14 protein-coding genes are annotated in these 13,576 nt (G+C 32.9%); all 14 read left to right on the forward strand.

Going from position 1 to position 13,576, the window contains the following annotated elements; all coding sequences use genetic code 11:
* The first annotated feature begins 20 nt into the window (after positions 1-20).
* Positions 21-320, forward strand: coding sequence for a chorismate mutase (gene aroH / locus TKV_RS06125; protein WP_236617462.1), 300 nt, complete (start codon positions 21-23; stop codon positions 318-320).
* A 10-nt stretch (positions 321-330) separates the two neighbouring features.
* Positions 331-996 (forward strand): (d)CMP kinase, encoded by a 666-nt coding sequence (cmk, locus tag TKV_RS06130; RefSeq protein ID WP_049685194.1) that lies wholly within the window; start codon positions 331-333, stop codon positions 994-996.
* Positions 997-998: 2 nt separating this feature from the next.
* Positions 999-1,577 carry a lysophospholipid acyltransferase family protein gene (locus TKV_RS06135; RefSeq protein WP_049685195.1) on the forward strand — a complete coding sequence of 193 codons (579 nt, stop codon included), beginning with the start codon at positions 999-1,001 and terminating at the stop codon, positions 1,575-1,577.
* Positions 1,578-1,587: 10 nt separating this feature from the next.
* Positions 1,588-2,454 carry a 4-hydroxy-3-methylbut-2-enyl diphosphate reductase gene (locus TKV_RS06140; RefSeq protein ID WP_049685196.1) on the forward strand — a complete coding sequence of 289 codons (867 nt, stop codon included), beginning with the start codon at positions 1,588-1,590 and terminating at the stop codon, positions 2,452-2,454.
* Positions 2,447-3,544, forward strand: a complete 1,098-nt coding sequence (locus TKV_RS06145) for a 30S ribosomal protein S1 (RefSeq protein ID WP_049685197.1) — start codon at positions 2,447-2,449, stop codon at positions 3,542-3,544. The genes TKV_RS06140 and TKV_RS06145 overlap by 8 nt, the downstream gene beginning before the upstream one ends.
* A gap of 100 nt (positions 3,545-3,644) precedes the next feature.
* Complete coding sequence (gene speD, locus TKV_RS06150; protein ID WP_049685198.1) at positions 3,645-4,019, forward strand: adenosylmethionine decarboxylase; 375 nt, start codon at positions 3,645-3,647, stop codon at positions 4,017-4,019.
* Between the two features lie 138 nt (positions 4,020-4,157).
* Positions 4,158-4,967 (forward strand): CheR family methyltransferase, encoded by an 810-nt coding sequence (locus TKV_RS06155; RefSeq protein ID WP_049685199.1) that lies wholly within the window; start codon positions 4,158-4,160, stop codon positions 4,965-4,967.
* 30 nt (positions 4,968-4,997) lie between these two features.
* Entirely contained in the window at positions 4,998-6,413 is a 1,416-nt protein-coding gene (gene miaB / locus TKV_RS06160; RefSeq protein ID WP_049685200.1) for a tRNA (N6-isopentenyl adenosine(37)-C2)-methylthiotransferase MiaB, read from the forward strand.
* 62 nt (positions 6,414-6,475) lie between these two features.
* Positions 6,476-9,079, forward strand: a complete 2,604-nt coding sequence (mutS, locus tag TKV_RS06165; protein ID WP_049686232.1) for a DNA mismatch repair protein MutS — start codon at positions 6,476-6,478, stop codon at positions 9,077-9,079.
* Positions 9,076-10,896, forward strand: coding sequence for a DNA mismatch repair endonuclease MutL (mutL, locus tag TKV_RS06170; protein WP_049685201.1), 1,821 nt, complete (start codon positions 9,076-9,078; stop codon positions 10,894-10,896). Before mutS ends, mutL begins: the two co-directional genes overlap by 4 nt.
* Positions 10,897-10,914: 18 nt before the next feature.
* A complete protein-coding gene (gene miaA, locus TKV_RS06175) occupies positions 10,915-11,862 on the forward strand; it encodes a tRNA (adenosine(37)-N6)-dimethylallyltransferase MiaA (RefSeq protein WP_049685202.1) in 948 nt (315 codons plus the stop codon).
* A 42-nt stretch (positions 11,863-11,904) separates the two neighbouring features.
* Entirely contained in the window at positions 11,905-12,165 is a 261-nt protein-coding gene (gene hfq, locus TKV_RS06180; protein ID WP_049685203.1) for an RNA chaperone Hfq, read from the forward strand.
* Positions 12,166-12,233: 68 nt separating this feature from the next.
* Positions 12,234-13,028 (forward strand): pyrroline-5-carboxylate reductase, encoded by a 795-nt coding sequence (gene proC, locus TKV_RS06185; RefSeq protein ID WP_049686233.1) that lies wholly within the window; start codon positions 12,234-12,236, stop codon positions 13,026-13,028.
* Positions 13,029-13,030: 2 nt separating this feature from the next.
* Positions 13,031-13,489, forward strand: coding sequence for a ribonuclease HI (gene rnhA / locus TKV_RS06190; protein WP_049685204.1), 459 nt, complete (start codon positions 13,031-13,033; stop codon positions 13,487-13,489).
* Positions 13,490-13,576 lie beyond the last annotated feature (87 nt).

Consider the following 13,576-nt stretch of genomic DNA (forward strand, 5'->3'; position numbering starts at 1 on the left):
CTAAAAATACGAGGGAAGATATTTTAACTGACACTACCATCCTCATCAAAGAAATTATTGAAGTTAACAAACTTAAAGAAAGGGACATAATCTCTATTTTTTTTAGTGCTACTAAAGATTTAGACGCAGCGTATCCTGCTGAAGCAGTGAGAAATATGGGAATTACTTCTGTTCCTATGATGTGTTTCCAAGAGATGGACGTAAAAGGAAGTCTTTCTCACTGCATAAGGGTAATGCTCCTTATAAACTGCGATGAGGAAAAAGAAATAAAGCATGTTTACTTAAAAGATACCAAAAAATTAAGACCGGATTTAGTTTGAGGTGAGAGATTTGACGATAAAAATTGCAATAGACGGACCTGCAGGAGCTGGTAAAAGTACAGTCGCCAAAAAATTAGCCAATCTTTTAAATTTCACTTATATTGACACAGGAGCTATGTATAGAGCCATTACTTATAAAGTTATAAAAGAAGGAATTGACTTAAAAGAGGAAGACAAAATAGCTGAAATTGCGAAAAATTCTAGTATAACTTTGGAAGGAGAAAAAATCTTTTTGGATGGGAAAGACGTTTCCTATGAAATAAGAAGGCCTGAAGTTTCTGAAAAAGTTTCTTATGTCTCTAAAATAAAAAAAGTAAGGGAAATTCTAGTAGAAAAACAAAGAGCTATTGCTGAAGGTAAAAATGTAGTTATGGACGGAAGAGACATAGCTACTGTTGTGTTGCCAGATGCCCAATTTAAATTTTTTTTGACAGCCTCTTTAGCAGAGAGAGCCAAAAGGCGATATAATGAACTTAAATCTAAAAATTTACAAATTGACTATCTTAAGGTACTGGAAGACATAAAAAACCGCGATAAAATGGACTCTCAACGAAAAGAATCACCTCTTAAACACACTGATGAATCTATAGTTATTGACACTACCTATCTTTCAGAACAACAAGTTTTAGATAAACTTTACAATATCGTAAAGGAAGGATTAAAAGGGGATATTTGACTATGTTTTACTATATTGCCAAGTACATAGTGCGCTTCATTATAAAAATAATTTTTAGAATAGAAGTCAAAGGACTTGAAAATATACCTAAAAAAGGTCCAGTAATCATATGTCCAAACCACATAAGTCTGCTGGACCCACCTGTTATAGGAGCGCTGTTGAATAGACGAATATATTTTATGGCTAAAGAAGAGCTTTTTAGAAACCCTTTTTTAAAGCTTCTTTTAGGTAAAGGTTTAGGGGCTTTCCCTGTAAAAAGAGGTACAGCGGATTTATCAGCTATTAAAACTGCCTTAAATTATTTAAAGAAAGGCCAAGCTGTTGGAATTTTTCCTGAAGGGACAAGGAGCAAAACGGGGAAGCTTCAAAAAGCTGAATCAGGAGTTTCTCTTTTGGCAGTAAAAGGACATGCTGTAGTTGTCCCTGTTGGGATAAAAGGGAAATATCGTCTTTTTTCTAAAATAACTATAAGCATTGGAAAGCCTATAAGCTTTGAAAAATACGCTGGTTCAAAACTTTCTTCACAAGAACTTTCTTTGATTGGGGAAGAAATAATGAAAGAAATTGCCAAGTTACTGTAGGAGGTCAAAAATGAAAATATTGATTGCTGAGTATGCAGGGTTTTGCTTTGGGGTAAAAAGAGCCATTGAAACTGCATACCAAGAAATTGAAAAAAATAAAAAAGGTAAAATTTATACTTTAGGAGAAATCATACACAATCCTCTGGTAATAGATGACTTATTTAAAAAAGGTGTTAAAGTCATTGAAGAAAAGGATTTAGAAAAACTATCAAAGGGAGATAAACTAATAATCCGCACTCATGGAGTTTCAAAGAAGTTATACGATTTCTTAACTGAGAGAGAAGTAGAAATTATAGATGTGACATGTCCTTTTGTAAAAAAAGTTCAAAATATAGTGTACGAGTATTATAACAAAGGATATTCTATTATAATAGTAGGCGACAAAAATCATCCAGAAGTGATAGGTGTAAATGGATGGTGTGATAATACGGCTTATGTGTTAAATTCAATTGAAGAGGCGAAAAAAATGCCTCAACTAAAAAAAGCTTGTGCTGTCGCACAGACCACTCTTATTGAAAAACACTGGGAAAAAATTTTAGAAGTTATTAACACAAAAGTTGAAGACCTTATTTTTTTTAATACCATTTGTGATGCTACTCAAAAAAGGCAAAGTGCAGCAGAAGAATTGGCTAAAAAAGTGGAAGTAATGTTGGTAATTGGGGGAAAACACAGTTCAAATACCCAAAAGCTTAAAAAAATCTGTGAAAGAAATTGTAAAAATACTTTTCACATAGAGGCCCCAAAGGAATTGACTTTGGATATGATAAAAGAGCATGAAATTATCGGTGTTACAGCAGGGGCTTCCACACCGGATTATGTCATAGAAGATGTTCTAAAAAGAATTAAAATTTTAAAAGGGGAAGATAAAAATGAGTGATTTTTTAGAAGATTATAGTTTTAAAATTGTGCGAACTGGCGACATTGTAAAAGGAAAAGTCATAAGAGTTTCTGATGAGGGAGTTATCGCAAACATCGGTTACAAATCTGACGCATTTGTTCCTAAAAATGAACTGTCATTGAATCCTAATTTTGATGTTAAAAAAGTCTTTAATATTGACGACGAGTTAGATTTGTATATAATAAATGTGGAAAATGAAGAAGGAAATGTGTTGGCTTCTAAAGTCATGGCAGATCAACAGCTTAGTAAAGAAAAACTTCAAAAAGCCTATGAAAATAGCGATATTTTAGAAGGGGAAGTTATTGAAGTAGTAAAAGGCGGTGTTATTGCTTATATATTAGGAGTAAAAGTTTTTATTCCAGCTTCTCAACTGGAACTACATTATGTCGATAATTTAGATGAATATTTAGGTAAAACTGTGCGCATTAAAATAATTGAATACATTCCAAATAAAAAGATAATAGCTTCTCAAAAAGAAGTGCTAAAATCAGAAAAAGAGGAAGCCAAAAAGCGCTTACTGTCTACTTTGAAAGAAGGAGATATTGTAGAAGGTGTAGTAAAAAATGTTGTAAATTACGGTACTTTTGTTGATATCGGCGGTTTTGAAGGACTTATCCCTTTAAGAGAAATGGCATGGGGAAAAATTAAAGACCCGAATGAAATATTAAAAGTTGGCGATAAAGTTTCAACTTATGTGCTGGGTGTGGATGAAAAAAATGAAAAAGTCACTTTAAGCCTTAGAAAAGTAATGCCTGACCCCTGGGAGGAAGTAGAACAAAAATACAATGTGGGAGATGTTTTAAAAGGCACGATAACTAACATTACACACTTTGGAGTATTTGTTCAAATAGAGCCAGGAGTAGAAGGATTAGTTCATAAGAACAATTTAGAAAATAGTATCAAAAAGTATGCAATAAATGATATTATGAATGTAGAGATACTGTCTATAAATCCTAAGGAAAAGAAAATAAGTTTTAGGGAAGTGCCTCTAGAAGAAGAAGATATTCCAGAAATTGAGCATCAAGAGCTTACTATAAGACTGGGAGAAATAATCAATAAAAATATTTAAATCTGTCATGTAAAAAACCTTGACAAAAGAAAAAAATCTGATAAAATTTAAATCATTGAATGTATACAATTATTTTTAGTAAAGGAGGCAGGATACCAGAATGAATGCTTTGGGTCGCCATATTTTGGCAGAAATTTATGGGTGCGATAGCGACATACTAGACAACTTGGAATTAATTGAAGACATAATGGTACAATCTGCAATAGTTACAGGTGCAGAAATACGAGAAGTTGCTTTCCATAAATTTAGCCCCCAGGGCGTAAGCGGAGTAGTAGTCATATCAGAATCGCATATAACAATCCATACCTGGCCTGAATTAGGCTATGCCGCGGTTGATGTATTCACTTGTGGAGATAATGTTAATCCGTGGGATGCCTGCAATTATATAGCTAAAATGTTGAAAGCAAAGAACATGACAGCTACAGAAGTTAAACGAGGAGTATTTGAAAAACCTGTTAAGGTGGTAAACTTCTAATATTTTAAAGATTACAATGAATAATTACCATAGATAAAGGCGAAAATATCATATGAACCTCACATATATAAAACCCCTTGACTCATCTTTGTGGCTTTTAAAAGCCACTTTTTTCTATAATTAGAGGTGAACATATTTATGGTAGGTTATGAGGACTTTGTAAGAAAAATACATAAATTAACTGGAATAGATTTGTCACTGTACAAAGAGAAACAGATGAAGAGAAGATTGGAATCTTTGATATCCAGCTATAAATTTAAATCTTACGATGAGTACTTTAACGAACTGTCTGTTAATAAAACATTATATGAAGAATTTTTAAATTATATAACGATAAATGTTACAGAATTTTTTAGAAATTCTTCTCAGTGGGAGATTTTAGAAAAGGAAATATTGCCTAACATTATAAAAAAGGGATTTAGAGTTTGGAGTGCTGCTTGTTCCACTGGAGAAGAGCCTTATTCTGTTGCAATGCTTTTAACAAAATTTATCGATCTAAAAGATGTGACTATCATTGCCACTGATATAGATAAAAGGGTATTAGAAAAAGCAAAAAAAGGAGCATATACCATAGAAAGTGTTAAAAAGGTTCCGGAAGAGTATTTTAAAAAGTTTTTTAGAAAATTCGATGATAAAAACTATCAAATAAGTGAAGAAATTAGAAATAGTGTGCGCTTTGAAAGACATGATTTATTAAACGATGAATATCCACAAAATATAGATTTATTAATTTGCAGAAATGTGTTAATATATTTTAATGATACTGCTAAAGATAAAATATACAAAAAATTTTATGATTCTTTAACCGATAATGGCATATTTTTTGTGGGAAGTACAGAGCAGATAATACTGCCTTATCGATACAATTTTGAACCTGTAAAGACGTTTTTTTATAGAAAAATTGTAAAACAAAATAGTCCTTCTGATAAAAAATCTGATAAAAAATAAGTTACAGATTTAAGCGAAGAGGTGTAAAATATGCCTAATAGCATTTTGGTAACAGAGAATGAATTAAAAAAACAAGAGAAAATAATGAAAGAGATTGCTGAGCTAAACAAGAATAAAAATCTCTTTTATCATATTGAGACTTATGGTTGTCAGATGAATGTGCACGATTCCGAAAAACTCGCAGGCATGTTAGAAAAAATGGGGTATAAGTACACTGAAAACATTGAAGAAGCAGATGTTTTACTTTTCAATACTTGTGCTGTGAGAGAACATGCAGAAATAAGAGTAATGGGAAGGGTGTCCCAATTAAAAGAATTAAAAACTAAAAATCCAAACTTAATAATAGGTCTATCTGGATGTATGATGCAGCAAAAAACCATGGTAGAAGCAATAAGAGAAAAATATCCTTTTGTAGATATTATTTTTGGGACTCATAATATTTATAAATTTCCACAGCTTTTATGGGAAGCTATAAATTCTCAAACTACAATTGTGGATATTTTGGAGGATACTAAAAACGTCATTGAGAATCTGCCAATAAAAAGAGATAATAATTTAAAAGCTTGGGTCAATATCATTTACGGATGCAACAATTTTTGCACGTACTGTATAGTTCCTTACACCAGAGGTAGAGAAAAAAGTAGAAAACCTCAAGATATAATAGATGAGGTAAAAGAATTAGCGCAAAAAGGCTATAAAGAGATAACTCTATTAGGACAGAATGTAAATTCTTATGGCAATGACCTGGATGAAGATATAACTTTTGCAAAGTTGCTTTATAAACTCAATGATATTGAAGGAATAGAAAGAATAAGGTTTATGACATCACACCCTAAAGACATTTCAGATGAGCTAATATATGCCATGAGAGACTTAGATAAAGTTTGTGAGCATTTGCACCTCCCTGTTCAATCAGGAAGCAATAAAATTTTACAGAGAATGAACAGAAAGTACACAAGAGAACATTACTTAGAAATCATTGATAAAGCAAGAGCAAATATTCCTGATATTGCTATTACAACAGATATAATCGTAGGATTTCCTGGAGAAACAGAGGAAGATTTTAATGAAACATTAGATTTGGCTGAAAAAGTGAGATTTGATGCAGCATACACTTTCATCTACTCTAAAAGGGTGGGGACTATCGCAGCAAACATGCCAGACCAAGTAGATGAAAAAATAAAGCATGAGAGATTAGAAAAGCTTATAGAATTACAAAACAAAATAAGCATAGAAAAAAGTGCAAAACTAAAAGGCAAAACTGTAGAAGTATTGGTGGAAAGTATAAGTAAGCGAGACAAAAATAAATTGACCTCCAGAACTCGCACCAACAAAGTAGTCCATTTTGTAGGGGATGAAGACCTGATTGGGAAGCTGGCAAATGTGAAAATTACAGACACAAAAGCTTGGACGATGCAAGGAGAATTAGTAGAAGTCATAAGGTAAAGTGCGCCTATATAGGCGCTAATTTTTATGATATAATAAAAGGAGTCGGAGGTGCAAAGAATATGGCTCTTACTCCAATGATGGAACAATACCTTAAGATAAAAGAAAATTACAAAGATGCAATATTGTTTTTCCGATTGGGAGATTTTTATGAGATGTTTTATGAAGATGCAGAGATTGCCGCTAAAGAGCTTGAAATCGCTTTAACAGGGAAAGACTGCGGTTTAGAGGAAAGAGCTCCAATGGCCGGTGTTCCTTACCACGCAGCGGACTTTTACATAGATAAATTAATAAAAAAGGGATATAAAGTTGCAATTTGCGAACAATTAGAAGACCCAGCCAAAGCAAAAGGGTTGGTAAAAAGAGATGTAGTGAGAATATATACACCGGGAACGATAATAAACCCTGAATCAATGGATGAAAAGAGCAACAATTACCTTATTTCTGTTTTTAAAGAAAAGGATAATTACGGAATTTGCGCTGTAGATGTGACAACAGGGGATTTGTACGCGACAGAGATTAAAAATTGCAAAGAACCTAAAAGGATATACGATGAAATAATGAAATATGCTCCTTCAGAAATAATTGCAAATGAAGAATTTTTTAAAAGCAACAAGTACATAAAAGTTTTTAAAAACAATAACTGTGCTGTCAATAGGTATGAAAAGCAGCTTAAAGATGAAGAAAAAATTGAATTGATAGAATTTCAATTTGACAAAAAATCTGAAGAATTAGGCGTAAAAGACAAACCCTATGTCATTAATTCTTTAGCGAGTCTTTTTTGTTATTTGCAAGACCTTCAAAAGACTGCGTTAAAGCACATAAACAGACTTTTGCTGTATGAAGACAACTCTTATATGGCGATAGACAGCAATTCAATAAGAAATTTGGAAATAGTTGAATCCAATCGAAATAAGTCTAAAAAAGGATCTTTATTAGGAGTTTTAGACAAAACTGTAACTCCTATGGGGGGTAGACTTTTAAGAAAATGGTTGGAAGAACCGCTTCTCAACAAAGACCAGATTGATGCAAGGTTGGATGCAGTAGAGGAGCTTTTTAAGGATTATAAAAGTCGCAAAGAATTAAAGCAGGTTTTAAATAAAATTTACGATTTAGAGAGATTAGCCAGCAAGATTGTATATCAAAGCATTAATCCAAAAGATTTTATCTCTATAAAGCTATCTCTTGAAAACTTGCCACATATGAAAGAGATATTAAAGAGATTTAATTCTAAGCTTTTGAGAAAGATACATGAGAAATTTGATGTGCTGGCGGATATATATGATTTGATAGACAAATCAATAAAGGATGACCCTTCTACCCAATTAAAAGAGGGAAATATCATAAAAGACGGTTATAATGAAACGGTAGATAAATTGAGAAAAGCTTCAATAGAGGGAAAAAATTGGATTGCAAATCTTGAAGCTGAAGAAAGAGAAAAGACGGGAATAAAAAACTTAAGAATTGGATACAATAAAGTCTTTGGTTATTATATTGAAGTGACAAAGTCTAATATACCACAAGTCCCTGATAGATACATGAGAAAACAGACTTTAGCAAACGCAGAAAGGTATGTGACGCCTGAACTTAAAGAAATAGAGGAAAACATTTTAGGTGCGGAGGAAAAACTCATTGAACTGGAAAATCAGCTTTTTAACGAAATAAGAGAAAAGGTGGAGTTACAAATTATAAGAATACAGAATACTGCCAAATATATCGCTATGATAGATGTTTTGGTTTCATTTGCTGAAGTTGCAGAGACAAATAGATATGTAAAACCGATGGTAGATTACGATGATAGAATAGTCATAAAAGAAGGAAGACATCCTGTAATAGAGACTATCTCTGAAGAATCTTTTGTAGCAAATGACATCGACATAGGGCCTGACAATCCTATCATGATAATAACAGGTCCTAATATGGCAGGTAAGTCCACTTATATGAGACAAATTGCCTTGATTGTGTTGATGGCACAGGTAGGTTCATTTGTCCCTGCTTCTTATGCAAAAATCGGAATTGTGGACAAAATTTTTACAAGGGTAGGGGCTTCTGACGATTTATTTGCAGGTCAAAGCACTTTTATGGTAGAAATGTCAGAAGTGGCGAATATTTTAAAATCTGCCACCAGCAAAAGCTTGATAATATTAGACGAAGTAGGAAGAGGCACGAGCACTTACGACGGCATGAGCATAGCCCATGCGGTGATTGAATACATTCATGAAAATATTAAAGCAAAAACTCTATTTGCTACTCATTATCATGAGCTAACCAAACTTGAAAATAAAATGAAAGGCGTTAAAAACTACAATGTTTCTGTGGAAGAAAGAGAAGATGACATAATATTTTTACGGAAAATAGTACCTGGCGGTGCCGACAAAAGCTATGGAATACAAGTTTCAAAGTTGGCAGGTTTGCCCTATAGTGTTGTGGAAAGAGCGAAAGAAATATTAAATAGCTTAGAGAATGACAAACTTAGTAAAAATGAGTTCGAAAAAGCTGCCCACGAGCTTGCTTTTACACAGATAGATATATTTTCAACTGCCAAGGACGCTTTAATCGAAAGCATAGCGAATTGTGATGTAGATAACATGACTCCACTTAAGGCTTTAAATTATTTGTACGAATTAAAAGAAAAGGCAATGTCCTTGAGGAGTGGAGCATTATGAATAAAATAGTTCTTTTGGATGAAAAGACGATAAACAAGATATCAGCAGGAGAAGTCGTAGAAAGACCTGCTTCTATAGTGAAAGAGTTAATCGAAAATTCTATTGATGCAGGGAGCAAAAATATCACAGTAGAGATCTTAGAAGGTGGTATATCATTTATTAAAGTATCAGACGATGGCTGTGGAATGAACGAAATAGATGCTATCTTAGCCTTTGAGAGACATGCTACAAGCAAAATAAAATCTGATAATGACCTTTACAACATAGGGACATTGGGTTTCAGAGGAGAAGCTTTGGCTAGCATTGCTGCAGTATCTCATGTGGTCATGCAAACAAAAGAAGAAGATGCTTTGTTTGGTACTAAGGTACTCGTAGAAGGTGGCAAAGTCATAGAAAAGAGTACTTGTGGCTGTGCAAAAGGCTGCAGTATTGAGGTAAGAGATGTTTTTTTTAATACGCCTGCGCGGAGAAAGTTTCTAAAGCGGCCTTCAACAGAAGCCATGTATATAACAGATGTAGTGACTAAACTGTGCCTTTCTCACCCTGAAGTGTCCTTTAAATATGTGAAGGATAGGAAAGTGCAGTTTATAACCTCTGGCAGTGGAAAAGTTGAAGATGTGATTTTGAGGTTATTTGGAAATGAGGTTTATTCTTCTCTTATGTCTGCTTCTTTTGAAAGTGAATATTTGAAATTGAAGATTTATGCAGGTAAAAATTCTTTGACGCGATCCAACAGAAATATGCAATTTTTCTATGTAAACGGACGGTATGTAAAAAATAAAACCCTCTCCGCTGCAGTAGAAGAGGCTTTTAAAACTTATATACCAGTAAATCGATATCCTGTAGTTTTTTTGTATATGACAATAGATCCAAGGCAAATTGATGTAAACATACACCCTTCAAAATTAGAGATAAAATTTTCAGATGAAAGAGATGTCTTTGAAGCAGTTTATAAAACGATAAAAACTAGCCTTCACAACTATAACTTAATACCAAAGGTTAAAATTGAAGAAAAGAAAAGTCCCTTTAAAATGGATACTCCGACTGTTTCAGTTGAACAGACAAGACTTATTTTAACTTCATCAGAAAAAGATGATAAAAAAGAGTTTGTTACTAGGGCTAAAGAAGATATTTTTTTAAAAGACAATATATCCTTTGAAGAAAACACAGCAGATCATTTAAATGTCTATGAAAAGTACGAAGAAGAGAAAAGGACAGTAGAGGAAAATAACATTGTTAAAAAAATAAGCGATATAAGAATAGTGGGGACGTTGTTTTCAACGTATATAATTGTCGAAAAAGAAGATGTATTTTACATTATTGACCAACACGCAGCTCACGAAAGGATTTTGTATGAAAAATTTACTTCCCAATATGAAAAAGTACAAACGAGACAAGTTACTTTTCCTATTGTAGTGGAATTACAGCCAGGGGATTTAGAAATTGTCAATCAAGAAAAAGACCTTTTAAATAAATTGGGATATGTTTTTGAGGAATTTGGAAGCAACTCCATATTACTAAGAGAAGTGCCTGTAATTTTGGGACAACCAGAAGCTAAGCAGCTATTTGTAGACATAGTGGAAAAACTTAAAGACAAAGAACTTACTAATAAAATATCTTTAAAAGAAGAGAATATTATAATGATGGCTTGCAAAGCTGCAGTGAAAGCTATGGATAAATTATCTGAGAAAGAAATCTATAAATTATTTGAAGACCTAAAAATCACAGAAAACCCCTATACTTGTCCTCATGGAAGGCCTGTTATAATTTCTATCACTAAAACCCAATTAGAAAAAATGTTTAAAAGAATTATATAAGTTATAAAGGGTGATTAAATGGCAATTCAAATTGTACTCATTATAGGTCCTACTGCTTCAGGCAAATCGAAATTGGCAGTGGATGTGGCAAAAGAATTTAACGGAGAAATTGTTTCTGCCGATTCCATGCAAATTTATAAGTATATGGATGTGGGTACAGCTAAAATCACAAAAGAAGAAATGCAAGGGATTCCTCATTACTTAATCGACGTAGTAGACCCTGACCAAGAATTCAGTGTCGCGGAATACGAAAAAAGAGCTAAAGAAGCTATAAAAGATATTCATAAAAGAGGTAAGCTTCCTATAATTGTTGGCGGGACGGGGCTTTACATAAATTCAATAGTGTATATCATGAATTTTTCTGATTTTGAGGGAAGCAAAGAATTTAGAGAGAGAATGAAGGAATTAGCAGACATTCACGGTAGCAAATATCTCTACGACAGATTAAAAATTATAGACCCGGATGCAGCAAAAAAAATACATCCCAACGATGTAAGAAGAATTATAAGAGCTTTAGAAGTTTATGAATTCACAGGAAAACCCATTTCCCACTATCAAAAAATGAGTGGAATGCGTTTAAATCCGGAATATCAACCTATAATGATAGGCCTTAATTTTAGAAATAGACAAATCTTATACGACAGAATCAATAAAAGAGTAGATGAAATGATAAAAAATAATTTGATTAAAGAAGTGGTAAACTTACTAAAAATAGGGTATAATAAAGACAGTACTGCAATGCAGGCTTTAGGATATAAAGAAATTGTCGAATATTTAAATGGAGGAATTTCTTTAGAGGAAGCTGTTGAAAAAATTAAAAAAGGGACAAGGAGGTATGCTAAAAGACAGATTACGTGGTTTAAAAGCTATGACTTTATTAAATGGTTTTTTGTGGATGACTACAACAATTACGAAGAATTTAAAAAAAATATTATTGAATACTTAGCAGGAAAATTAAATTTTTGATAGAATATAACTAATGATACATCTTAAAGAAGGGGGATAACGATGGCAAGTTCAAAAGCAGCTATTAATTTACAGGATATCTTTTTAAATCAAGTGAGAAAAGAGCATGTAGGAGTCACAGTTTACTTAATTAACGGATTTCAATTAAAGGGGTTGGTTAAAGGGTTTGATAATTTTACGGTAGTGTTAGAATCAGAGAACAAGCAGCAACTCCTAATTTACAAGCATGCAATATCGACAATTACACCTCAAAAGCCTGTAATCTTCTCTGCTTCTGATAAAGATGAAAAGAGAGAAGAGTGAAAAATAAAAAAACAGTATTAGGATTAACTAATACTGTTTTTTCAAATAAAAAAGAGGAGAGATTCATGATGAAAATTGGCTTTATAGGCGTCGGCAATATGGGCCTTGCTCTTATTAAAGGCATATTAAAGTCAGATTTTATAGACGCTAAGGATTTAATTCTTTATGATCCGGTGAAAGAAAAAACAGCGGGATTAGAAAAAGAATTTGGTGTTATTGTTGCAAAAGACAATATTGACCTAACTGAAAAGTCAGATATTATCATTTTAGCAGTAAAACCCAATATTTACGATGCTGTATTAGAAGAAATAAAAGTAAAAGTAACTGATAAAAAAATAATAATTACTATAGCTCCAGGTATAACTATAAGTCATGTCAAAGATATTTTAAAAGCAGGAAAAATTGTCAGAACAATACCTAATACTCCTGCTTTAATAGGCGAAGGCATTACAGCCATAAGCTATTCACCAGAAATACAACAAGAGGATAAAAAAATCGTGGAAGATATTTTTAAAACTTGTGGCGAAATTGTAGAAGTAGAAGAGAAATTAATTGACGTAGCAATGGCTGTCTCTAGCTGTAGTCCAGCATTTGTGTACATGTTTATTGAAGCATTAGCAGATGGTGGTGTACTATTGGGATTACCAAGAGATGTTGCGTATAAATTAGCCTCAAAGGCTGTAGCTGGTGCAGGTAACATGGTATTAAAAACAGGTTTTCATCCTGGCCAATTAAAAGACATGGTAACATCTCCAGGTGGTACAACTATTGAAGGTTTAAGGATTTTGGAAAAAAATGCAATGAGAAGTGCAGTGATTGAAGCAGCTTCAGCCGCATATCAAAAAACAAAAGGATTGAAGTAAAGATGGAAAATAATAACGATGTTGTAGAAATATACACAGATGGAGCTTGTAGTGGTAATCCTGGTCCAGGTGGCTGGGCAGCAGTTTTACTGTACAAAAGAACAAAAAAAGAAATATCAGGATTTGAAGAAAACACTACAAATAATAAAATGGAATTAAAAGCAGCTCTTGAGGCTTTAAAAGCTCTTAAAAGGCCTTGTAAGGTCAATTTATACAGTGACAGCAGTTATTTGATAAACGCTTTTAATCAAGGTTGGATTGAAAAATGGCAAAAGAACAATTGGCTAAAATCAGATAAAACTCCCGTAGAAAATCAAGACTTATGGAAAGAGCTGTTGGAGGTTTTAAAAAAGCATCAAGTCAATTGGATTAAAGTAAAAGGACATGCAGACAATGAATACAACAATTTATGTGACAAACTTGCAACTGACGAGATAAAAAAGAATACTAAAAAATCATAAGGATCTTTTTAAAGCCGCAGTTTAAGCTCAAGGAGTTCATTAAATCCAGAATTCCTTGAGCTTTTGATAATTCTGATGTTAGCTTTA

Origin of the sequence: Thermoanaerobacter kivui (assembly GCF_000763575.1) — a bacterium.
In the GTDB taxonomy this organism is placed as follows: Bacteria; Bacillota; Thermoanaerobacteria; order Thermoanaerobacterales; family Thermoanaerobacteraceae; genus Thermoanaerobacter; species Thermoanaerobacter kivui.

Excerpts from the sequence above, each read along its gene's own strand:
- TKV_RS06135 (WP_049685195.1), top strand. The coding sequence starts at position 999 with ATGTTTTACTATATTGCCAAGTACATAGTGCGCTTCATTATAAAAATA.
- TKV_RS06140 (WP_049685196.1), top strand. The coding sequence starts at position 1,588 with ATGAAAATATTGATTGCTGAGTATGCAGGGTTTTGCTTTGGGGTAAAA.
- TKV_RS06145 (WP_049685197.1), top strand. The coding sequence starts at position 2,447 with ATGAGTGATTTTTTAGAAGATTATAGTTTTAAAATTGTGCGAACTGGC.
- speD (WP_049685198.1), top strand. The coding sequence starts at position 3,645 with ATGAATGCTTTGGGTCGCCATATTTTGGCAGAAATTTATGGGTGCGAT.
- TKV_RS06155 (WP_049685199.1), top strand. The coding sequence starts at position 4,158 with ATGGTAGGTTATGAGGACTTTGTAAGAAAAATACATAAATTAACTGGA.
- miaB (WP_049685200.1), top strand. The coding sequence starts at position 4,998 with ATGCCTAATAGCATTTTGGTAACAGAGAATGAATTAAAAAAACAAGAG.
- mutS (WP_049686232.1), top strand. The coding sequence starts at position 6,476 with ATGGCTCTTACTCCAATGATGGAACAATACCTTAAGATAAAAGAAAAT.
- mutL (WP_049685201.1), top strand. The coding sequence starts at position 9,076 with ATGAATAAAATAGTTCTTTTGGATGAAAAGACGATAAACAAGATATCA.
- miaA (WP_049685202.1), top strand. The coding sequence starts at position 10,915 with ATGGCAATTCAAATTGTACTCATTATAGGTCCTACTGCTTCAGGCAAA.
- hfq (WP_049685203.1), top strand. The coding sequence starts at position 11,905 with ATGGCAAGTTCAAAAGCAGCTATTAATTTACAGGATATCTTTTTAAAT.
- proC (WP_049686233.1), top strand. The coding sequence starts at position 12,234 with ATGAAAATTGGCTTTATAGGCGTCGGCAATATGGGCCTTGCTCTTATT.
- rnhA (WP_049685204.1), top strand. The coding sequence starts at position 13,031 with ATGGAAAATAATAACGATGTTGTAGAAATATACACAGATGGAGCTTGT.